This is a genomic window from Uliginosibacterium sp. H1, from assembly GCF_036017065.1.
Classification (GTDB): domain Bacteria; phylum Pseudomonadota; class Gammaproteobacteria; order Burkholderiales; family Rhodocyclaceae; genus Uliginosibacterium.
On the sequence record NZ_JAYXHR010000002.1, the window covers coordinates 1,012,294 to 1,032,841 of the forward strand.

The following is a 20,548-nucleotide window of genomic DNA, read 5'->3' on the forward strand; positions in this document are numbered from 1 at the left end:
AAAACCATGGATTACACCTGCCCCTTGTGCACGGCCGACCTGAAGGGCCAGCGCCTACGCAAGGTTCCTCGCGAAGGAGAGTTCCGCTTCCTCGCCTTGCGCTGGCATCTCGAATGCCCGTTCTGCGACGGGGCCTTGATGCTGAATCAACATCCGTCCGAGAAAGCCGCTTTCCCGCTGGTGATGCTGGTCGTCGTCGCGATCAATGGTGTCGCATGGCTTGCCGGTTCCCGGGCATCCGGCTCCGTGCTGCTCGTCGTGCTTGCTGCCATGATCGTCGTGCCGTACGTGATCATCCGCTTCGCCACGCCTGAAACATGGCTGCGCTATGTGCCGTGGCGGGAAGTGCTCGTTTGAAGGCCGGCAGGCGCAGCACGAATTCCGCGCCGGGCCGGTTGCGCTGCTCCGTACGAAACTTCTCTAGCAGAGACGCGCTCCAGTTCGTTCTCCGGGATGCCGGGGCCTTCGTCGATGACGCGCAGTCCTGGCGCGACCTCCCCGGCATCGAGCAGGTGAGCGGTGGGCGCTGGCCACATGGCTGAGCGGCCCGCCGGGCTGCGTATGGTTTTGTAAAGCCGGCAAGGAATTCTCCCGCGGCCAGGGTTCACGGGCTAGAATCGCAAACGCAAATGGTTCTCAGTTTCGAGGCCCCGCCCGCGCGCATCGCATCCTGCGCGCCATCGGGGCCTTCCTGTCTCTCCCTCTGTCCAAACAATGGAGTTTTCATGAGCAACAAGCTTCCTTCGGCGCGTTCCGCGGTACTGGCCGCGTCCGTGGCGCTGGCCCTGTCCGCCTGCGCAAGTGCACCGCAATTCGGCGCCAGCGACGTTGATTTCAACGGCCGCGTCAGCGTGGTGGACACGCCCGTGGTGCTGGCCGGCAAGCCGGTCACCCTGCAAGGCCAGAGCTTCAAGCCCGGCCAGCAGGTCACGCTGAGCTACGGCGGCGCCAGGCTGGGCGACACCGTCACCGTCGACAAGGATGGCAAGTTCCGCTCGCAGTTCGTGCTGCCCGCCGCGGCCGAATCCGGCCGCTACTCGCTGGTCGCCAGCGCCGCCAACCCGGCCGCTTCGCTGCTGGTGCCGCTGAAGATCTCGCCGGCCGTGCCGCTGTCCGGCGCCGACAAGTTCAGCGTGGATGCCAAGCCGCTGGTGCCGGGCCTCTACCAGGTGGCCTACTCCGCCAAGAGCGACCGCCTGTTCGTGACCTCGTCCGGCCGTGAAGGCAGCTCGCTGGTGAAGGTGAACCCGCAGACCCTGGCCATCGAAGGCCGCGCCACGCCGCCCGCCGCGCCGGCACCCACGCCGCGCCCCGGCGCCGCACCCGCACCGGCAAACGCAACCCCGGCCCCGGCTCCGGTCTTCGCCGTGTTCGGCGTCGGCGTGGATGACGCCAACGGCAACGTGTGGGCCACCAACACCCGCCAGAACACCGTCGCCGTGTATCGCCAGTCCGACATGTCGCTGGTCAAGCAGTACCCGCTGGGTGCCGTGCCGCACGCCCGCGACGTGGTGATCGACCAGAAGGTCGGCAAGGCCTACTCGTCCGCCACCGGCAACCCCTTCATCGTCGTCTTCGACGCCAAGACCCTCGGCGAGCCGAAGCGCATCGCGCTGACCAGCAGCGTGCGCGGCCGTGACGCCAAGGAGTTCTCGCCGATGAGCCTGGCGCTGGACGAAGCAGGCGGCCGCCTGTTCACGGTGAGCATGACCACCAACGAAATCGCGATCATCGACACCAAGACCGACACCGTCACCAAGACCTTCGTGGTGGATGGCGCCGTGACGGCTTCCGGCGTGGCCTACGACTCCAAGAACGACCGCATCCTCGTGGCCTCGCAGGGTTCGGACAACCTGGTGATCGTCGACGCCAAGACCGGCAAGGTGGTGCATGACGTGCCCGTCGGTGCCGGTTCGCTGAACGTGACCTACGAGCCGGTCCGCGGCCTGGCCTACGTGTCCAACCGTGCTGCCGGTACCGTCACGGTGGTGGATGCCAATGGCAAGATCGTCGGCAACCTGAGCGGTGGCACCCTGCCGCAGCACCTGGATGTCGACGGCAAGGGCGCCGTGTTCGCGGTGAACAAGTCGCGTGGCGAGAACGACGAGAGCGGCGACCGCATTGCCCGCATCGCCTCGCGCTGATAGCGCCTGACGCTACCCCGACGCGCGCCGCTGGTCAGTGACCGGGGCGCGCGTTTTCTTTTGTCGCGGCGGTGCTGCTTCTTGCCCTGGCTGCGTACAGGCCTGCCTGTCTTTTTCCTCCAGGTCGCCAACCATGCACACCCCATCAGTCCCGTCGTGCCCCGTGTCCCGTCGCCGCTTCCTGTTCGCTGCCGCCGCGCTGGGCGTGCAGGGCTGCGTGGCACCCGCTGTGCCGGCACGCGACGTATCGACCGGCTCATCGGCCAACGCATCGGCCCACCCGTCGGCCTATCGCTTCGAACGCTTCGAGCTCGACTCGCGGGACGGCAAACGCCACAACCGGGTGGAACTGGCGATCCCGGGCGTCGCCGCGCCGGCAGGCGGTTTTCCCCTGCTGGTGATGCTCGATGGCAATGCGGCGTTCGCCGCGCTGGACCGCGCGGAGCTGGGCCGGCTGGCGGAGGCCGGTCGCCCGCTGGCGGTGGCGACGCTGGGTTACCGCACGGAGGGGGACGTCGACCTGGTGGCGCGGGCCTACGACTACACGCCGCCGGTGCCGGGCCAGGACCCGACCTGGGAGAGCGCGCGCCACAAGCGCCTGGGTGGTGGTGCCGACGTGTTCCTCGACCTGTATGCGGATCGCATCCGCGGCGAGATCGCGCGCCGGGTGCCCACGGATGCCGCGCGCAGCACCCTGTGGGGGCACTCCTACGGCGGGCTGCTGGCGCTGCATGCCCTGTTCACGCGGCCCCAGCTGTTTGCCCGCTACGCCACCGCCGATGCATCACTGTGGTGGCATGACGGCTACATCCTGCAGGCGGCGCAGCGCGCCGTGGCGCTACCCGCCGGTCGCGAAACCGGCTTGCTGATGATGGTGGGGTCGTCCTGGCTGGAAGCGCCGTCGGCCGGCGCGGCATCCCGTCGCAGCGAGGACCCGCGCCTGGCCGTGCCGCCGGACAGCGCGCAGCGTCTCGCCGACGAACTGGCGCGTCGGCCCGGCCTGAGTGTGAGCTGGCGGACGTTCCCGGGCGTCGGCCATGGACCGCTGCGGGCGCAGTCCATCGCGCCCACCCTGCAGTTCGCCACCCGCTAGGGCGTCGCGACAAGACGGTTCTGGCGTCGTTGCATCGTCTGGCCGTACTGCCCGTACTGTCTGCGTCGATGCGCCTGGCCACCTGATTGCCTGAACCGGCGTCGCGCCATTCTGGCGCGGCTTCCAGCGCTGGCAGGCAGCAGCGGGGTCAGCGCACCCGGCCGATCATCCGCTGCGGCACGTCGTCGCGCCACAGCCAGCGGTGCAGCACCACCATCAGCACATGGCCGACGATCAACGCCAGCAGCGTCCACGCCAGCAGGCCATGGGCCGCGTTGGCCGGCGCCATCAGCGCTTCCTGCTTCGGGCCGGCGTCGAACAGCGGCAGGGTGTTGAACCACGCGAAGGGGCGGCCCGAACCGTACAGCCGCACCAGCGCCAGGCTGGGGATCACCAGCATCAGCAGGTACAGCAGCCCGTGCCCCAGCGCCGCGGCCTTGCCCAGCCAGCCAGTGCCGTGCGCCGGCCGGCGTGAGCGCTGGCTCAGCCCCCAGGCGCCGCGAAGCAGCACGAGGATCAGCAGCAGCAGGCCGACGCTGGCGTGCAGGCCGACGAAGAAGGACACCAGCGGCGTCTTGCCCAGCGCCAGGCGCAGGCCCATGCCGACGAACTGCCAGAGGAGCAGGAACGCCATGCCCCAGTGCAGCCAGCGGCTGATGCGGCCGTAGCGTTGCGGGCTGTCCAGCCAAGGGGACGGGGAGAGTGTGTTGAGGTTTGCGGACATCGACTCGAAAGCTCGGGGCAGGGAGTGGGTGGGATGTGAGAGCGTGCGAATGTGGGAGCGTGCGAATGTGCGAACGGAAGGCACGGACGGCGCATGCCGGGCACCGCTGGCGCGCGCGAAACTCGACCGCAACAGTGACTGCCCCGGCCCCGGCCGGGTTCCGCGCACGGCCCGCACTGTACGCCAGCGGCCCTTGCCGGAAGCTGCGGAAGGGCGTGCGCGACCCCGCCAGAACGCCGCGCATCCCTTGCCCGGCATGGGCCGTGCTGCATATGCAAAAACGGGTAAAGACCGGCGAAAACGCCGCCGGGCAGGCGGCCATGCCGACGCGATTCTGAGACAATTCAACCCGTTCTGAAACAAATGAGAATCAGACGCATCTGCTATCCTGTCTACCTGTGTCCATCCGCGCAGGTGTTCCGGATGGCCTGATGTGCGACGGAAGCGCTCCCGCAGAGGAGCGCCGCAACAGCCGGCCTGCCTCGTCATGGCCGACCGTTCACCCGTCAAGGATTCTCCCTCCGGCAGTACAAGCATGCATTCCCGTCCTACCGTTCAAGCGCTGCCCATCCTGTTGTTCACGGCCCTGTCCGGGACGATGGCGATGATGGCCTTCGTCGCCGTGATCGGCCCGGTGGCGCGCATCCTCGGCCTGGCCGAATGGCATGCCGGCCTGTCGGTGACCGCCGCGGGCCTGTTGTGGATGCTGGCGGCGCCGCGCTGGGGCGCGCTCAGCGACCGCATCGGGCGCAAGCGCGTGCTGCTGGTGGCCCTGGCGGCCTACGCGCTGATCTATCTGGCCATGGCGCTGTTCGTCGGCTTCGCGCTGGCCAGCCCGCCGGCGGTGCTGGTGTCAGTGCTCGCGCTGGTCGGCGCGCGTGCCCTGGTCGGGCTCTTCTATTCCGGCATTCCCTCGACGGTCGCTGCGGTGGTGGCCGACCAGATGCCGCCGGGCGAGCGTGGCGGCGTGATGGCGCGGCTGGGTACGGCCAACGCCGTGGGCCTGGTGATCGGCCCTGCCGCGGCAGGCTGGCTGGCCGTGCAGGACCTGTCCCTGGCGCTGCATGCCGCCGCGGTACTGCCCCTGCTGTCCTTGCTGATGGTGTGGTGGCGCCTGCCGGACGCGCCCCCCGCAGCCGGTGGCCGACCCGGCAAGCGTGCCGGCATGGCGTGGACCGACCGCCGCCTGCGGTTGCCGCTCTACGCGGTGTTCGCGGCGATGGTCGCCGTGGCGGTGGCGCAGGTCGCGGTCGGCTTCTTCGCCATCGACCGCCTGCAACTGTCGCCTGCCGACGGCGCACGCATGGCCGGCATGGCGCTCACCGCGGTGGGCTTCGGGCTGATGGTGTCGCAGGCGCTGGTGATGCGCCTGCGCCGTGTGCGGCCGGCGCGCTGGATCGCCGTGGGGGCCTGGATCGGTGCGGTGGGCTTCGCCTCGGTCGCGCTGGTGCAGCAGCCTTGGCAACTGCTGGCGGCCTACGCCACGGCGGCTTTCGGCATGGGCTTCGTATTCCCGTCTTTCCAGGCACTGGCGGCCGACTCGGTGGAGGCGCACGAGCAGGGCGCCGCGGCCGGTACGGTCGCCTCGGTGCAGGGGCTGGGCATGGTGCTGGGCCCGCTGGCTGGCACCCTGGTCTATCGCTGGGCGCCGGGCGCCCCGTACCTGATGATCGGTGCGCTGCTGGTGGTGCTGGGTTGCGCCGCCACGCTGCATGCCGCCGGGGACACGCAATGACGAACCTGCGGACAACAATGGAAATGCTCGACGACACCCTCCCGGATGCCGGCCCGCATGCAGCACCGCATGCTTCACTGTTCCTGCTGCGTGCCCCCTTGCGCGGGTTGGAAACCACCGGCTGCCTGACTCGCCTCCCGTCCGGCCCCACCGATACGCTGGGGGAGCGGGTGCGTGCGTTCTTCGCGCAACGCAGCGCCGGCCCGACCCTGCTGGTCGGCGCGCTGCCCTTCGATCCGCATGCGCAGGACGCGCTGTTCCAGCCGGCCGCCTTCGCGGAAGCCGCCATCCCGGCGGCCATGGCCTTGCCGCCCGTTCAGCGCCTGGCTGCCGAGCCGACCGCCGCCGCCTATGCCGACGCCGTGTCGAGCGCGCTGCAACACCTGCGTGCAGACGGCGATGCCCTGCGCAAGACGGTGCTGGCGCGCAGCCTGCACGCGGAACTGGCGGGCGAGATCGACCCGCGCGCGCTGGCCTCGCGGCTGGCGCTGGATCCGAACGTGGCCACCTACGTGGCGCCGCTGCCGGTGGCGGACGGAGAGTCCCCCTCCTGGCTGGTGGGCGCCACGCCCGAGCTGCTGGTGTCGCGCCGCGGCCTGGAGGTCACGTCCTACCCGCTGGCGGGCTCCGCGCGCCGCAGCGCCGACCCGGATGAGGACGCCCGCATCGCGCAGGGCCTGCTGGCCTCCACCAAGGATCTGGACGAACACGGCTACGTGGTGGACGCCATCGTCGCCGCGCTGTCGCCGCTATGCGGATCGGTGGACGCACCGGAGCGCCCGACCCTGACGGCCACCGCCACCATGTGGCACCTCGGCACGCGCATCAGCGGCAGGCTGAAGGACCCGTCCGTGTCCGCCGCGGCGCTGGCCGGCCTGTTGCACCCCACGCCGGCCGTGTGCGGCACGCCGCGCGAACTCGCCCTGCAGACCATCCGCGAGCTGGAGCCGGTGGATCGCGGCTTCTACGCCGGCGCCGTCGGCTGGGTGGACGCCGAAGGGGATGGCGACTGGTACGTGGCGATCCGCTGCGCGCGCGCGCAGGGCAATGCGCTGCGCTTGTTCGCCGGTGCGGGTATCGTGCGGGACTCCCAGCCGCAGCTCGAAGTGGAAGAAACCGCCGCCAAGTTCGGCGCGCTGCTCAATGCGCTGGGGATCGATCCTGCGCAAGCCCTCTGATGACTGACGAAAAATCCCTGACCCCGACCCGGGACGCCGCCGGGCTGCTGCCGCTGCGGCAGGTCTGGCCCGACGAACTGGTGGCCCGCTACCGCGCTGCCGGCTACTGGCGTGGCGAGACCATGCCCGCCTTCCTGCGCGACCGCGCGCAGCGCTACGCGGACAAGACTGCCGTAGTCGGTGGCGACATCCGTTTGACTTACGACCAGCTCTGGCAGGAAGCCGGCCGCATCGGCGCCGGCCTGCTCGCACAGGGGCTGGTGCCCGGCGAGCGCGTGGTGGTGCAACTGGCCAACGTGCCGGCCTTCATCGCCGTCGTGTGCGGCCTGTTCCGCGCCGGCCTGATCCCGGTGTACGCGCTGCCGGCGCATCGCATCACCGAGATCGCCCACTTCGCGCGCAAGGCGCAGGCCAGTGCCTACGTGACGCACGCGTTGCAGGACGGCTTCGACTACCGCACGCTGGCCCGCGCGCTGCGCGACGAGCTGCCGGCGGTGAGGCAGGTGATCATCGCGGGTGAAGCGGGTGACGGAAATGAAGAATTCCTCTCGCTGGACGCACTGCAGGGTGACGAAACCACGTTGCCGGCCGACCCCGATCCGCAGTCCGTGGCCTTCCTGCAGATATCCGGCGGCAGCACCGGCCTGTCCAAGCTGATCCCGCGCACCCATGACGATTACATCTACTCGTTCCGCGCCAGCAACGAGATCTGCGGCATCGACGAGCACAGCGTGTACATGGTGGCCCTGCCGGCCGCGCACAATTTCCCGATGAGTTCTTCCGGCTGGCTGGGCGCGCTGCACGCGGGCGCCACCACCGTGCTGAGCCCGGGCGCCGGTCCGGATGCGGCCTTCCCGCTGATCGCCCGCGAGCGCGTCACCTGCGTCGGCCTGGTGCCGCCGCTGGCCCTGCTGTGGTCGGACGCGGCCACGAAGACCACGCATGACCTGTCCAGCCTGCAGGTGATGCAGGTCGGCGGCGCCAAGCTGGTGCCGGAGGCCGCACGCCGCGTGGTCAGCGGCATGGGCTGCACGCTGCAGCAGGTGTTCGGCATGGCCGAAGGCCTGGTGAACTACACGCGGCTCGATGATGCCGACGACATCGTCCTGAACACCCAGGGCCGGCCGATCAGCCCCGACGACGAAGTGCTGGTGGTGGACGACCACGGCAACCCGGTGGCGGACGGCACGACCGGCCACCTGCTGACGCGCGGGCCGTACACCATCCGCGGCTACCACAACGACGACGCGGCCAACGCCCGCAGCTTCACCAGTGACGGCTACTACCGCACCGGCGATATGGTGCAGCGCCTGGCCGGTGGCTACCTGGTGGTGCAGGGCCGCGCGACCGACCACATCAATCGCGCCGGCGAGAAGATCTCCGCCGAGGAGATCGAGGATCACCTGCTGGCCCACCCCGCGGTGTTCGATGCCGCCGTGGTGTCGATCCCCGACGACTACCTCGGCGAGCGCAGCTGCGCCTTCGTTATCGCCCAGGGCGACGTGCCGCGCGCCGCGCAGCTCAAGGCCTGGGTGCGCGGGCGGGGGCTGGCGGCCTTCAAGGTGCCGGACCAGATCGTCTTCGTCGACGCCTTCGGCACCACCGCGGTCGGCAAGATCAGCCGCCGCGAACTGCGCGCCCAGTTGCGCGAGAAGTACCTGTCTGACCTGTCCGAACAGAAGGATTTGTAATGGGATTGCCCAGGATTGCCCCCTATGCGCTGCCGACCGCGGCGGAACTCCCCGCCCCGCGCGGCCCCTGGCAGCCCGAGATCCGCCGTCTCGCCCTGCTGGTGCACGACATGCAGCGCTACTTCCTGGCGGCGTACGCGGCTGACGACGCGCCGCTGAAGCCGGCCATCGCCAACATCCGTCGCCTGCTGGCGCATTGCCGCACGCGTGGTATTCCGGTGTTCTACACCGCCCAGCACGGCAACCAGGACCGTCGCGACCGTGGCCTGCAGGCCGACCTGTGGGGGCCGGGCATGCGTGCCCTCGACGAGCACGTCACCATCATCGACGAGCTGGCCCCGGCGGAAGGCGAGCACGTGCTGGTGAAGCACCGCTACAGCGCCTTCCAGCGCAGCAACCTGGAAACCATGATGCGCGCGCGAGGCCGCGACCAGCTGCTGGTCACTGGCGTGTACGCCCACATCGGCTGCACCGCCACGGTGGTGGAAGCCTTCCAGCGCGACATCGAGGCCTTCATCGCTGCTGACGCGGTGGCCGACTTCTCGCGCGAGGACCATGACATGGCGATGCGCTGGATCGCCCGCACCAGTGGCGTGCCGATGACCACCGACAGCTTGCTGGAAGTACTGAAATGACGAACGTGACGAATGCCATGCCGCTGACCCTGGAGCGCATGCGCGCCGACATCGCCAAGGCGCTGGACGAGTCGCCCGAGATCGTCACCGACGACGAGAACCTGATCGACCTAGGCCTCGACTCCATGCGCGTGCTGGTGCTCACCACGCAGTGGGCCGAGACGGGCATTCCGCTGCAGTTCTCCGACCTCGCCGCGCACGTGACGCTGGCGGGCTGGTGGCAGGTCGTGCAACGCCTGCAGGCCGGGAGCGCCGCACCGAAATGAGCGAGGTGAGCACTGGCGCGGACAGCGGATCGGCCGGCAGCGTACAGGCGCGGCCCCTGACCGAAGCCCAGGCGGGCATCTGGTACGCGCAGCGGCTGGCGCCGGAGAACCCGGCCTACAACACCGCCCACATCCTGTGGATCGACGGCGAGCTGGACGTCGCCGCCTTCGTGACGGCGGCCGACCGCGCCGCAGGCGAAGCGCCGGCGCTCAGCCTGCGCATCCGCGACGAAGAGGGCGGCCCGCAGCAGTGGGGGGACGCCGACTACCGTCCCGCCATCGAGGTTGTCGATCTCGCTGGCGAAGCCGATCCTGCTGCAAGCGCGCGCGCGCAGATGCGTGCCGACTACCTCTCGCCGGTCGACCCCGGTCGCGACCGCCTGGCCCAGCAGCGCCTGTTCGTGCTCGGGCCGCAGCGCTTCGCGTGGTACCTGCGGGTGCATCACCTCGTCACCGACGGCTACGGCATGGCGCTGTTCAGCGAACGCGTATGCGCGCTGTACGGTGCGGCCGATGCCGGTTCGCCGCTGGGGCCGCTGGCCCCGGTGTTCGACGAGGACACGGCGTATCGCGCCTCCGACAAGCGCGTGCGCGATGCGGCCTACTGGCGCGAGCATCTCGCCGGCGTGCCGGCTGCATCCGGCCTCGGCCCCGGCTTTGCGCCGCCCGCTGCCGAGGCGCTGCGCCTGGTGCGGCCGCTGGACGCCAGCCTGCGCGAGCGCCTGCTCGCCACCGCCGCGCGGCTCGGCCAGCCCTGGCCCGACCTCGTCACCGCGCTGACCGCCGACTATTGCCGTCGTCATGCCGGCGTGGCCGAAGCGGTACTGGGCGTGCCCGCGATGGGCCGGCTGGGCAGCGCCTCGGCCAGCGTGCCGGCGATGGTGATGAACGTACTGCCGCTGCGCGTGGCGCAGTCTGCCGCACCCGTCGAAGAATTCGTGCGCAGTGTCGGCGGCGCGATGACGCGCGCGCGTCGTCACGGCCGCTATCGCAGCGAGCAGCTGCGCCGCGACCTCGGGCTGGTCGGTGCGCAGCGCCGCCTGTACGGCCCGCTGATCAACGTGCAGCCCTTCTACCAGCCACTGCTGTTGCGTGGCGTCACGTTGCGCACGGAGATCCTCAGCACCGGCCCGGTCGACGACGTAACCCTCGGTTTCCGTGGTGACGCGAAGACCCTGCTCGATCTGGAGATCGAAGCCAACCCCTCGCTGTACACGCCAGCCCAACTGGAAGCGCATGGCGCACGCCTGCCCGCCTTCCTGCATGCCGCGCTGGCCGCCTGCGACGCCGGCCGCAGCCTGGACGAAGTGCCGCTGGCAACGCCGGCCGAGACCGAGCATTTCCTGTACGCGGTGAACGACACCGCACACGCGGTGCCGGACACCACGCTTGTGGCGCTGTACGAAGCGCAGATGGCTGCCACGCCGGACGCACCCGCACTGGAGTTCGAAGGCGAGGTGCTGAGCTATGCGCAACTGGAGCAGCGCAGTCGTGCACTGGCGCTGCAACTGCGCGCACAGGGCGTTGGCCGCGAATCGGTGGTGGCGGTGGCGCTGCCGCGTTCGCTGGAACTGGTCATCGCCCTGCTGGCAGTACAGCGCGCTGGCGGCGCCTACCTGCCGCTGGACCTGGCGCATCCCGACGCCCGCCTCGCGCGCATCCTCGACTCGGCACAGCCGGACTGCGTGCTGGCCTTCGATGAGGCGGCGGCGCGTTTCCCGGGGCGTGAGGTGCTGACGCCCGCGCAGTGGTCGCCGGCCAGCCAGGCAACGCTGATCGCCGACGTACGTCCGCAGGACGCCGCCTATGTCATCTACACCTCCGGCTCCACCGGCGAACCCAAGGGCGTGCTGATCGAGCACCGCGCCATCGTCAATCGCCTGGAGTGGATGCGCACGCACTACGCCATCGGTGCCGGCGACCGCATCCTGCAGAAGACGCCGGCGACCTTCGACGTGTCGGTGTGGGAGTTCTTCCTGCCCTACCTGTGTGGCGCGACCCTGGTGGTGGCGCCGCCGGATGCGCACCGCGATCCGCGCGCCATCGCGCAGCTGATCCGCCAGCGCAACATCACCACGCTGCACTTCGTGCCGTCCATGTTGTCGGCATTCCTCGCGGCGCCCGATGGGCAGGGGCTGTCGGTGCAGCGCGTGTTCGTCAGCGGCGAGGAGCTGGGCGCCGAGCTGCGCGACCGCTTCCACGCCACCGTGCGCGGCGAGCTGCACAACCTCTACGGTCCCACCGAAGCGGCGGTCGACGTCAGCTACTGGCCGGCCGGCCCGGACGACCGCTCGCGCCCGGTGCCGATAGGCTTCCCGGTGTGGAACACCCGCCTGTACGTGCTGGACGGCCGCATGCGGCCGCTGCCGCCGGGCGTGGTCGGTGACCTCTACCTCGGTGGCGTGCAACTGGCGCGGGGCTATCTCGGCCGCGCCGACCTCACCGCCGAGCGTTTCCTCGACGACCCCTTTGTACCCGGTGCGCGCATCTACCGCAGCGGTGACGTGGCGCGCTGGCGCGAGGACGGCGCGGTGGAGTTCCTCGGCCGTAGCGATCACCAGATCAAGCTGCGCGGCCTGCGCATCGAACTCGGCGAGATCGAAGCCGCAGTACGTTCGGCGCCCGGCGTCGCGCGCGCCGAGGTGATGCTGCGCGACGAGCGCCTCGTCGCCTACCTGCAGGCCGAGGGCGGCAGCGGGGTGGATGAACAGGCGCTGCGCAACCACGTGGCCGCCCGCGTGCCGGACTACATGGTGCCGTCCGCCTTCGTGGCGCTGGCCGACTGGCCACTGACCGCCAATGGCAAGCTGGACCGCGGCGCCTTGCCGGCACCCGCGGTGCACACCGGCGAGAGCGCGCCGCGCACGCCGACCGAGCGCGAGCTGGCGGCGCTGTACGCGCAGGTGCTGGAGCTGGATGTGCCGATCGGCGCGGAGGCGGATTTCTTCGGCCTCGGCGGCGACTCACTGTCCGCCGTGCGCCTGCTGATGGAGATCCAGAAGCGCTGGCGCTGCGACCCCGGCCTGGGTGCGCTGTTCGCCACGCCGACGGTGACGGCACTCGCCGCCCTGATCGACGCCCAGCCGGCGCAGGCCGACCACGGCCTCGCACCGCTGATCCGCCTTGCGCCGGAAGTGTCCGGCCCTGCGCCGCTGTTCGCGGTGCACCCGGCGGGTGGCATCGCCTGGAACTACCGCGACCTGGCCCGCGCCCTGTCGCCGGCCCGCACGGTGTATGGCCTGCAGTCGCCGGCGCTGGACCTGGCCGAGCCGCTGCCGGAGAGCATCGACATCCTCGCCGCCGACTATGCGGATCGCATCGCCAGCGTGCATCCGGCCGGGCCGGTGCATCTGGTGGGCTGGTCGGTGGGCGGCATCATTGCGCAGGCGATGGCGGTGGAGCTGGAAGGGCGCGGCCGCGAGGTCGGCGTGCTGGCCCTGCTGGACGCCTACCCGGCGGAATGCTGGCGGGCCGAGCCGGAGCCCACGCCGGTGGCGGCGCTACGCGCGTTGCTGGCGATCGCCGGCTACGACCCGGAGGCGCATCCTGAACTGGACACGCGCGAGCGCGTCATCGCCTTCCTGCGTCGCGGCGACAGCGCGCTGGGCAACCTGCCGGAGCCGGTGCTGGATGGCGTGGTGCGTGCCGTGACCGGCACCAACCGGCTGGTGCGCGGGCATCATCACGTCGCCTGCGAGGCGACCGTGCTGCACTTGCGCGCCGGCCGCGACCACGCGACCCGGCCGCACCTGCAATCGGCGTTGTGGGCACCGTACGCGGCGAAGGTGGAAGCGGTGGAGCTGCCCTTCCTGCACGCCGAGATGACCGGCCGCGACGCGGTGGCGCGCATCGCGCCGCTGCTGTCGCAACAGATGTCGCGCCACGATGGCCTCAGCGGAGAGAACACATGAAACTGACTGGATTCGAAGGCACGGTGGCGCTGGTGACCGGTGCGGGCGGCGGCATCGGCGCGGCGCTGGTGCGCCTGTTGCAGGACAGCGGCAGCATCGTGGTGGCGACCGACATCGCCGCGCCCACGCAGCAGGGGGTCACCCGCCATGCCGAGGCGCTGGACGTGACCGATGCCGCCGCGGTGGATGCGCTGGTGGCGCGGGTGGAGCGCGACATCGGCCCCATCGGCTTCGGCATCAATGTCGCCGGCGTGCTGCAGACCGGCACGGTGGACAGCATTAGCGACGCCGAATGGCGCCGCGTGTTCGCGGTGAATGCCGACGGGGTGTTCCACGTGTCGCGCGCCTTGTCCCGAGTGATGGGGCCGCGCAGGCGCGGGGCCATCGTCACGGTGAGTTCCAACGCGGCCGGCGTGCCGCGCCACGGCATGGCGGCCTACGCGGCGTCCAAGGCCGCTTCCACGATGTTCATGCGCTGCCTCGGCCTGGAACTGGCGCCGCTGGGCATCCGCTGCAACATCGTGGCACCGGGTTCCACGCTGACGCCGATGCAGACCGGCATGTGGGCCGACGACAGCGGGGCCGCGAAAGTCATCGCCGGCCTGCCGGAGATCTACAAGGCCGGCATCCCGCTGGGCAAGCTGGCGACACCGGAAGACGTGGCCAGTGCCGTGATGTTCCTGCTGTCCGACCAGGCCGGCCACATCGCGATGACCGACCTGTATGTTGATGGCGGTGCAACTTTGCGCGCCTGAACCGTCGCGGGTGTCGCCGACGCCCGCGTTGCCGTGGCACCATCGCGGGTTTGCGCGATCCGTCGCTCCCAGGGGTTTTCCGAGGATTTTCATGAACATGTGCCCGACAAAGCGCACGACCCGTCTTGCTGCCCTGTGCGGCCTGCTGCTGTCCTTCGCGGCCGCCCTGCTGCCAGCGAACGCGGCCGAGATCACCGACCTGCGCGGTCGCAAGGTCACCGTGCCCGACCAGGTGCGCAAGATTTCCATCGACGACGGCCGCTACCTGGTGGCGCTGTCGCTGGTGCAGGCCGATCCGGTGAAGCCGCTGGCCGCCTGGCCGCGCGACATCCACCGCATCGGTGACGCCACCTATGCGCAGTTCGTCGAGAAGTTCCCGGCCCTGCGCAACCTGCCGCAGGTGGCGAGCTCCGCCGGCGCCTTCAGCCTGGAGTCCGTGCTGTCGGCCGCGCCGGATGTGGCGGTGGTGTCGCTGGGCGGCGGCCCGACCGATGCCCAGGTGGCACAGTTGCAGGCCGCCGGCATCGCGGTGGTGTTCATCGATTTCTTCAACCAGCCCTTCGAGAACCAGGAGCGCAGCCTGCGCATCCTCGGCCAGCTGACCGGGGGCTCGGCGAAGGCGGAGAGCTTCATCGAGTTCCGTCGCCAGCACCTGGAGAAGATCTCGCAGCGCGTCGCCAAGCTGCCCGCCAGTGCGCGCCCGACGGTGTTCCTCGAAGCGCACGCCGGCCTCACCGGCGACTGCTGCAATTCGGTCGGTCCGGGCAACGTCGGCGACTACATCGAGTTCGTCGGCGGTCACAACATCGGTGCCGACGTGCTCAAGGTGCCGGCCGGCAAGCTGAACCTCGAATACGTGATGTCGCGCGACCCGAAGCTGTACATCGCCACCGGCGGCGTGCATCTGGAAAAGGCCGGCGGCCTGGTGCTGGGCGCCGGCTATGACGCCGCCCGCGCCCGCGCCGCGCTGCAGAAGATCAGCAAGCGCCAGGGCATTGCGCAGCTGAGTGCGGTGAAGAGCGGCAACACCTTTGGCCTCGCGCACCAGCTCGTCAACTCGCCGATCGACATCGTGGTGATCGAAGCCTTCGCGACCTGGGTGCATCCCGAGCTGTTCAAGGATGTCGACCCGGCGAAGACGCTGGACGAGATCAACAAGCGCTTCCTCGCCGTGCCCTACGTGGGCACCGGCTGGATCGGCCTGAAGTAGGCGCATGGACTCCGGAACGCACGCCCGGCCCTCGGCAGGGGCACAGACGGCATTGAATGCCGACGCGGTACTGGCGCAGTACCGACGTCTGGTGGCGCGACGCATGGCCATCGTGGCCGGGCTGGCCCTGGCCTGCATCGCCGCCTTCGCGCTGGACCTGGTGACCGGCCCGTCCGCGCTGACAGCGCTGCAGGTGCTGGGCGGGGTGGTCTCGCCCGACAGCCTGACGCCGCCGCAGGCCGCCATCGTCTGGCAGGTGCGCCTGCCTTACGCCTTGATGGCCGTGCTGGTCGGTGCCTCGCTGTCGCTGGCGGGCGCCGAGATGCAGACCATCCTCAACAACCCGCTGGCCAGTCCCTTCACGCTGGGCGTGTCGTCCGCCGCGTCTTTCGGCGCGGCGTTGGCCATCGTGTCCGGCATCAGCCTGCCGTTCATCCCGGCTGACTGGATGGTGCCGCTCAACGCCTTCGCCTTCGCCTTCGGCTCGGTGTTGCTGCTGCAGCTGATGGCGAGTCGGCGCGGCGCTGGTGTCGAGACGGTGGTGCTGCTGGGCATCGCGCTGGTATTCGCCTTCAACGCACTGGTCGCGCTGATGCAGTTCGTGTCCTCGCAGGAGGCGCTGCAACAGCTGGTGTTCTGGAGCATGGGCTCGCTGTCGCGCGCGACCTGGGGCAACGTGTGGGTGCTGGGGCTGGTGGTGCTGGTGGTGATGCCGTTCTCGATGCTGGCGGCTGGCCGCCTCACCTCGCTACGGCTCGGCGAGGACCGCGCGCGCAGCTTCGGCGTCGATGTCGGCCGCCTGCGCTTCATGGCCCTGCTGCGGGTCAGCCTGCTGGCCGCCACCTCGGTCGCCTTCGTCGGCACCATCGGCTTCATCGGCCTGGTGGGGCCGCACATGGCCCGCCTGCTGCTGGGCGAGGACCACCGCTTCCTGCTGCCCGCCAGCGTGCTGTGCGGCGCGCTCATCATGTCGCTGGCTTCCGCTGCCAGCAAGGCGATCGTCCCCGGCGTGCTGATGCCGGTGGGCATCGTCACGGCGATTGTCGGCGTGCCGGTGTTCCTGTTCCTGATCTTCCGCCGCCCGGAGCGTTCCTGATGGAGGCCACCGCCGTGCGTGAAGACAGCTTGCAGGTCAGCCACCTCTCCACCGGCTACCGCGACCGCAAGGTCATCCAGGACCTGAGCCTGCCGGTGTTCCGCGCCGGCGAGGTGCATTCGCTGGTCGGCCCCAATGCAGCGGGCAAGAGCACCCTGATGCGCGCACTGGCCGGCCTGCAGAAGGCCACCGGCTCGGTGCGCCTCGGCGGGCAGGAGCTGATCGGCCTGAGCCTCGCCGAGCACGCCCGCCGCGTCACCTACATGCCGCAGACCCTGCCGCAAGGTGTCGCACTGTCTGTGCTGGAGAGTCTCGTCGCCGCGCTGCGCGCGTCGGCCATCGGTGATCGCAGCGAGAGCCACGACGCCGCCGAGCGCCGCGCGGTGGCGGTGCTGGAGCGTGTCGGCATCCTGCACCTGGCGCTCGAAGGCCTCGATCATCTTTCCGGCGGCCAGCGCCAGCTGGTGTCGCTGGCGCAGGCGCTGGCGCGCGAGCCGCGCGTGCTGCTGCTGGACGAACCCATTTCCGCGCTGGACCTGCACCACCAGCTGCGCGTGATGCGCCTGGTGCATGACCTCGCCCGCGAACGCGGCATGATCGTGCTGATGGTGCTGCACGACCTGCAGATCGCGGCACGCTGGTCCGATGGCATCGTCATGCTGTCGCGCGGCGCCGTATCCGCCACCGGTCGCCCGGCCGAAGCGATCACGCCGGCCGCGCTGGCAAGCGTGTATGGCGTGCAGGCCCGCGTGGAGCACTGCTCGCGCGGCGGCCTGCAGATCATGGTCGATGACGTCGTGACCGCGGACGCGATGTGATGAGCACATTGCCGGACTGGGAACCCGTCGTCCTGCCGCAGGCGCGCAGCCGCCTGTGGCGCGCGGGCTCCAACGGCCAGCAGTACCGCGTCAGCCTGTGGCTGCCCGCCGGCACGCCACCGCCCGGTGGCTTCCCGGTGGTGTGCGTGCTGGACGCCAACGCGATGTTCGCCAGCTTCACCGAAGCGGTGGCACGCATGTCACGGCGCACCGATGCCACCGGCATCCTGCCGACCGCGGTGATCGGCATCGCCCACGACGAGGCCGACCTGTACGTCGACGCGCTACGCCGCCGCGACTACACCAACGGACCGCAAGGAGGCGGCGTCGCCCACGGTGGTGCGGACGCCTTCCTGTCCTTCATCGTCGATGAGCTGCTGCCCGCACTGGAGGCCGAGGCGCCGCTGTCGCCGTCGCGGCGGACCCTGTTCGGCCATTCGCTGGGCGGCTTCTTCGCGCTGCATGCGCTGGCGTCACGGCCGGCGGATTTCGGACTGTTCGCCGCCATCAGCCCCTCCGTGTGGTGGGACGAGGCGAGCGTGCATGAACGCCTGTCGCGGCTGGACCATCCCACGGTGCGCAGCTTCCTGTGCGTGGGCGAGTGGGAAGGCGAGGTGCCGCCCTGGCAGCGTAGCGCGCCGGGTCACGCGGAGCTGGTCGAGCGGCGCGCGCAGCGACGCATGCTCGCCAACACCGAGTCGGTCGCCGCCTTGTTGCGCGAGAGGCTGGGCGAAGCTCGCGCGGCCTTCCATCTCTTCCCCGGCGAGGATCACGCCTCGGTGGTGATGATCGCGACCCAGCGCGTGCTGCGCTTCGCCTCCGCTCCCGGCCTGACGGCCTGAGCATCCACCGTCCTGCGGCGGCTCAGTGGTTCTCGCGCAGGCTGGCCAGGGCTTCCGGTGTCGCGGCAGGCAGGCGCAGCACGAACTCCGCACCCGGCCCGGTCGCGCGGTTGCGCGCGAAGATGATGCCGCCGTGCAACTGCACGATCTCCCGGCAGATCGCCAGGCCCAGCCCTGTGCCGCCCGCCTGCGTGGCGGTGACGCTGCTCTGGACGAACTTCTCGAACACGCGTTCCAGCTCGTTTTCCGGAATGCCCGGACCCTCGTCGATGACGCGCAGTTCGATGGCGGGAACCATCGGCCCGTGGCCGGTGTGCGGCGGCAGGGTGCCGGCCGCCATGGTCACCCCGATGCTGCTGCGCTCCGGCGAGAACTTGGCGGCATTCGACAGCAGGTTGCGCAACACCTGCGCCACCATGGCGGGGTCTCCCTGCACCCAGGGCTCCTCGTGCTCGACGATGTCCGCCGTCAGTCCGCGGCCGTCGAGGACTGCCGCCTGCTCGGCCAGCACTTCGTCCAGTGCGTTGCGCAGGTTGAAGGGCTGCACCTTGATGTCCACGCGGCCGGCTTCCAGCTTGGACAGGTCCAGCAGGTCGTTGAGCAGGCGCAGCAGGTTCTCGCCGCTCTGCACGATGCGCGCGAAGTAGCCGTGCAGTTTGTCGCTGCCTTCCACGTCGCGGGTGCGGCCTTCGCCGAGGCGGGCAAAACTCAATACGGCATGCATCGGCGTGCGCAGCTCGTGCGAGATGTTGGCGAGGAAGCGTGACTTGGCCTCGTTGGCGCGTTCCGCCGCTTCCTTGGCGCGCATCCAGCGCGCTTCCGCCTGCCGCCAGCCGGTGACGTCCACGATGGCGCAGACGATGACCGGCCGGCCTTCCGCGTCCGCGCAGCTGCCCTTGGCCACCACGCGGTAGCGGTCCTGCCCGGTGAAGGGGTGCGGGCGATGCTCTTCCTTCAGCACGAACTTGCCGGCCAGCACGGCCATGTCCTCGTCGCGTACGGTCTCGTTGAAGCTCGGGTCCTGGCGCGGGCTCAGCGAGGTCTGCCCGACCAGCTCCTCCTTCGGCTGGCCGCGGTCGCGGGCGTAGGCGTCGTTGACGATGGCATAGTTGCTGTCGGCATCCTTGACGTACACCGGGTGCGGAATGACGTCGATGAGACGCTGGATGAACTGCTGGACCTGTTGGCGGCGTTCCACCTCGCGTTCCAGCGAGGCTTTCAGTTCGCGCTCGGCCTGGCGCCAGCCGGTCACGTCGAAGATCGCGCAGACGATCACCGGCTGGCCGTCCGGATCCAGGCAGCTACCCTTGGCGACGACGCGGAAGCGCTCGCGACCGGTGTAGGGATGGGGCCGGTGCTCTTCCTTCAGCACCACTTCGCCGGCCAGCACGTCGACGTCCTCCTGGTGCACGACGCGACGGAATTCGATGTCGCGCGGCTCGCCCGCCGGCTGGCCGACCAGCGCCTCGCGCGGCTTGCCGCGATCCTTCACGAAGGCCTCGTTGACCATGAGGTAGCGGTTGTCCGGTGCCTTGACGTACACCGGATGCGGGATCACGTCGATCATGCGCTGCACGTACTGCGCGATGCGCTCGCGGCGATCCACCTCGCGTGCCAGCGCTTCGCGCACCGCGCGTTCCGCCTGCCGCCAGGGCGTGACGTCGAAGTTGGCGCCGACGATCACCGGGCGACCTTCCCTGTCCAGGCAGGCCGCCTTGGAGATGAGGCGGAAGCGTTCCTGTCCGCTGTACATGTGCGGCAGGCTCTCCTCCTTGAACACCGGTGTGCCGGCCAGCACGCTGGCATCCTCGGCGCGGATGCTGTCGGCCAGCGTCTGGTCCTTGGCCAGTGCCCAGGACACCTGGCCCACCAGCTCGGCGGCGCTGCGGCCGCGCTCCTTGCAGAAGGCCTGGTTGACCGCCAGGTAACGGCTGTCCGCGTCCTTGATGTAGACCGGCTGCGGAATGACGTCGATGAGCCGCTGCACGAAGGCGTCGACCTGGGTGACGACGTGGGGCTGGGCGGCCAGTGCCCGCGCGTGGCGGTTCATGTAGCGCAGCAGCGCCCAGGTGGGAAAGGCGAAGGCCGCGACGGCGCTCGTTGCCACCGCGGCCCACTGCGGCCACGGCAGGATGGCGCTCGCCAGTGCGAGCAATGCGGCGGCACCGAGCGAGAGCCCGAGTGCACGCTTCAGTTCGACGTCCATACCGCTACTGCGCATATGTCTCCTTGCAGCCTCTTGGCGGGCTGATGACGGACGGAAATTCCGGCGACGCTGCGGGCCTGTTCACCCTCTGTTGTCCTGCGGCCTTTGCAGCAGGCCCTGCGGGACCGTGGTCGCTTCGATCCGTGCTCCGGTCCGGCATGTCCTGATGCCGGGTGTCCTCCCCGGGATGATGCCGGAATGCCACCGCCACGACCACGGCGGACTCCCCGCATGCGACCGGTGG

Annotated in this window: 16 protein-coding genes; 14 read left to right on the top strand and 2 right to left on the bottom strand. The window is 70.1% G+C overall.

The genetic code is table 11. The features are described 5' to 3' along the window. The first annotated feature begins 6 nt into the window (after nucleotides 1-6). The 3 genes from VVD47_RS14200 to VVD47_RS14210 all read left to right on the top strand — a co-directional run bounded on the left by VVD47_RS14200 (nucleotide 7) and on the right by VVD47_RS14210 (nucleotide 3,237). A complete protein-coding gene (locus VVD47_RS14200; RefSeq protein ID WP_327604138.1) occupies nucleotides 7-357 on the top strand; it encodes a hypothetical protein in 351 nt (116 codons plus the stop codon). A gap of 368 nt (nucleotides 358-725) precedes the next feature. Continuing rightward, nucleotides 726-2,144 (top strand): hypothetical protein, encoded by a 1,419-nt coding sequence (locus tag VVD47_RS14205; protein ID WP_327604139.1) that lies wholly within the window; start codon nucleotides 726-728, stop codon nucleotides 2,142-2,144. A gap of 163 nt (nucleotides 2,145-2,307) precedes the next feature. Then, a complete protein-coding gene (locus VVD47_RS14210) occupies nucleotides 2,308-3,237 on the top strand; it encodes an alpha/beta hydrolase (protein WP_327604140.1) in 930 nt (309 codons plus the stop codon). A 148-nt stretch (nucleotides 3,238-3,385) separates the two neighbouring features. Here VVD47_RS14210 and VVD47_RS14215 read toward each other — a convergent pair whose 3' ends face one another. Next, a complete protein-coding gene (locus tag VVD47_RS14215; RefSeq protein ID WP_327604141.1) occupies nucleotides 3,386-3,961 on the bottom strand; it encodes a cytochrome b in 576 nt (191 codons plus the stop codon). Nucleotides 3,962-4,496: 535 nt separating this feature from the next. Here VVD47_RS14215 and VVD47_RS14220 point away from each other — a divergent pair. The 11 genes from VVD47_RS14220 (at nucleotide 4,497) to VVD47_RS14270 (ending at nucleotide 18,098) form a co-directional block, all read left to right on the top strand. Next, on the top strand, nucleotides 4,497-5,696 hold the full coding sequence (locus tag VVD47_RS14220) for an MFS transporter (RefSeq protein WP_327604142.1): 1,200 nt from the start codon (nucleotides 4,497-4,499) through the stop codon (nucleotides 5,694-5,696). A gap of 17 nt (nucleotides 5,697-5,713) precedes the next feature. After that, a complete protein-coding gene (locus VVD47_RS14225; RefSeq protein ID WP_327604143.1) occupies nucleotides 5,714-6,874 on the top strand; it encodes an isochorismate synthase in 1,161 nt (386 codons plus the stop codon). Next, nucleotides 6,874-8,565 carry a (2,3-dihydroxybenzoyl)adenylate synthase gene (locus tag VVD47_RS14230; protein WP_327604144.1) on the top strand — a complete coding sequence of 564 codons (1,692 nt, stop codon included), beginning with the start codon at nucleotides 6,874-6,876 and terminating at the stop codon, nucleotides 8,563-8,565. The genes VVD47_RS14225 and VVD47_RS14230 overlap by 1 nt, the downstream gene beginning before the upstream one ends. Further along, nucleotides 8,565-9,200: an isochorismatase family protein gene (locus VVD47_RS14235; protein WP_327604145.1), complete on the top strand. Its 636-nt coding sequence runs from the start codon at nucleotides 8,565-8,567 to the stop codon at nucleotides 9,198-9,200. Before VVD47_RS14230 ends, VVD47_RS14235 begins: the two co-directional genes overlap by 1 nt. After that, the gene (locus tag VVD47_RS14240; RefSeq protein ID WP_327604146.1) at nucleotides 9,197-9,466 is read left to right on the top strand and encodes a phosphopantetheine-binding protein; all 270 of its coding nucleotides are present in this window, start codon (nucleotides 9,197-9,199) and stop codon (nucleotides 9,464-9,466) included. Before VVD47_RS14235 ends, VVD47_RS14240 begins: the two co-directional genes overlap by 4 nt. Beyond that, nucleotides 9,463-13,377: an amino acid adenylation domain-containing protein gene (locus VVD47_RS14245; protein WP_327604147.1), complete on the top strand. Its 3,915-nt coding sequence runs from the start codon at nucleotides 9,463-9,465 to the stop codon at nucleotides 13,375-13,377. The genes VVD47_RS14240 and VVD47_RS14245 overlap by 4 nt, the downstream gene beginning before the upstream one ends. Continuing rightward, nucleotides 13,374-14,132 (top strand): 2,3-dihydro-2,3-dihydroxybenzoate dehydrogenase, encoded by a 759-nt coding sequence (gene dhbA, locus VVD47_RS14250; RefSeq protein WP_327604148.1) that lies wholly within the window; start codon nucleotides 13,374-13,376, stop codon nucleotides 14,130-14,132. The genes VVD47_RS14245 and dhbA overlap by 4 nt, the downstream gene beginning before the upstream one ends. Nucleotides 14,133-14,229: 97 nt before the next feature. Then, nucleotides 14,230-15,342, top strand: coding sequence for an ABC transporter substrate-binding protein (locus tag VVD47_RS14255; protein ID WP_327604149.1), 1,113 nt, complete (start codon nucleotides 14,230-14,232; stop codon nucleotides 15,340-15,342). A gap of 4 nt (nucleotides 15,343-15,346) precedes the next feature. Then, entirely contained in the window at nucleotides 15,347-16,438 is a 1,092-nt protein-coding gene (locus VVD47_RS14260) for a FecCD family ABC transporter permease (protein ID WP_327604150.1), read from the top strand. Next, nucleotides 16,438-17,256 (top strand): ABC transporter ATP-binding protein, encoded by an 819-nt coding sequence (locus VVD47_RS14265; protein WP_327604151.1) that lies wholly within the window; start codon nucleotides 16,438-16,440, stop codon nucleotides 17,254-17,256. Before VVD47_RS14260 ends, VVD47_RS14265 begins: the two co-directional genes overlap by 1 nt. Next, entirely contained in the window at nucleotides 17,256-18,098 is an 843-nt protein-coding gene (locus VVD47_RS14270) for an alpha/beta hydrolase (RefSeq protein WP_327604152.1), read from the top strand. The genes VVD47_RS14265 and VVD47_RS14270 overlap by 1 nt, the downstream gene beginning before the upstream one ends. A gap of 22 nt (nucleotides 18,099-18,120) precedes the next feature. On the opposite strand, the gene VVD47_RS14275 is transcribed toward VVD47_RS14270, so the two are convergent. Beyond that, entirely contained in the window at nucleotides 18,121-20,304 is a 2,184-nt protein-coding gene (locus VVD47_RS14275; RefSeq protein WP_327604153.1) for a sensor histidine kinase, read from the bottom strand. Between the last annotated feature and the right edge of the window lie 244 nt (nucleotides 20,305-20,548).

What these genes read in the sequence shown, in the direction of transcription:
- VVD47_RS14200 (WP_327604138.1), top strand. Translation starts at nt 7, where the DNA reads ATGGATTACACCTGCCCCTTGTGCACGGCCGACCTGAAGGGCCAGCGC.
- VVD47_RS14205 (WP_327604139.1), top strand. Translation starts at nt 726, where the DNA reads ATGAGCAACAAGCTTCCTTCGGCGCGTTCCGCGGTACTGGCCGCGTCC.
- VVD47_RS14215 (WP_327604141.1), bottom strand. Translation starts at nt 3,961, where the DNA reads ATGTCCGCAAACCTCAACACACTCTCCCCGTCCCCTTGGCTGGACAGC.
- VVD47_RS14220 (WP_327604142.1), top strand. Translation starts at nt 4,497, where the DNA reads ATGCATTCCCGTCCTACCGTTCAAGCGCTGCCCATCCTGTTGTTCACG.
- VVD47_RS14225 (WP_327604143.1), top strand. Translation starts at nt 5,714, where the DNA reads ATGGAAATGCTCGACGACACCCTCCCGGATGCCGGCCCGCATGCAGCA.
- VVD47_RS14230 (WP_327604144.1), top strand. Translation starts at nt 6,874, where the DNA reads ATGACTGACGAAAAATCCCTGACCCCGACCCGGGACGCCGCCGGGCTG.
- VVD47_RS14235 (WP_327604145.1), top strand. Translation starts at nt 8,565, where the DNA reads ATGGGATTGCCCAGGATTGCCCCCTATGCGCTGCCGACCGCGGCGGAA.
- VVD47_RS14240 (WP_327604146.1), top strand. Translation starts at nt 9,197, where the DNA reads ATGACGAACGTGACGAATGCCATGCCGCTGACCCTGGAGCGCATGCGC.
- VVD47_RS14245 (WP_327604147.1), top strand. Translation starts at nt 9,463, where the DNA reads ATGAGCGAGGTGAGCACTGGCGCGGACAGCGGATCGGCCGGCAGCGTA.
- dhbA (WP_327604148.1), top strand. Translation starts at nt 13,374, where the DNA reads ATGAAACTGACTGGATTCGAAGGCACGGTGGCGCTGGTGACCGGTGCG.
- VVD47_RS14255 (WP_327604149.1), top strand. Translation starts at nt 14,230, where the DNA reads ATGTGCCCGACAAAGCGCACGACCCGTCTTGCTGCCCTGTGCGGCCTG.
- VVD47_RS14260 (WP_327604150.1), top strand. Translation starts at nt 15,347, where the DNA reads ATGGACTCCGGAACGCACGCCCGGCCCTCGGCAGGGGCACAGACGGCA.
- VVD47_RS14265 (WP_327604151.1), top strand. Translation starts at nt 16,438, where the DNA reads ATGGAGGCCACCGCCGTGCGTGAAGACAGCTTGCAGGTCAGCCACCTC.
- VVD47_RS14270 (WP_327604152.1), top strand. Translation starts at nt 17,256, where the DNA reads ATGAGCACATTGCCGGACTGGGAACCCGTCGTCCTGCCGCAGGCGCGC.
- VVD47_RS14275 (WP_327604153.1), bottom strand. Translation starts at nt 20,304, where the DNA reads ATGGACGTCGAACTGAAGCGTGCACTCGGGCTCTCGCTCGGTGCCGCC.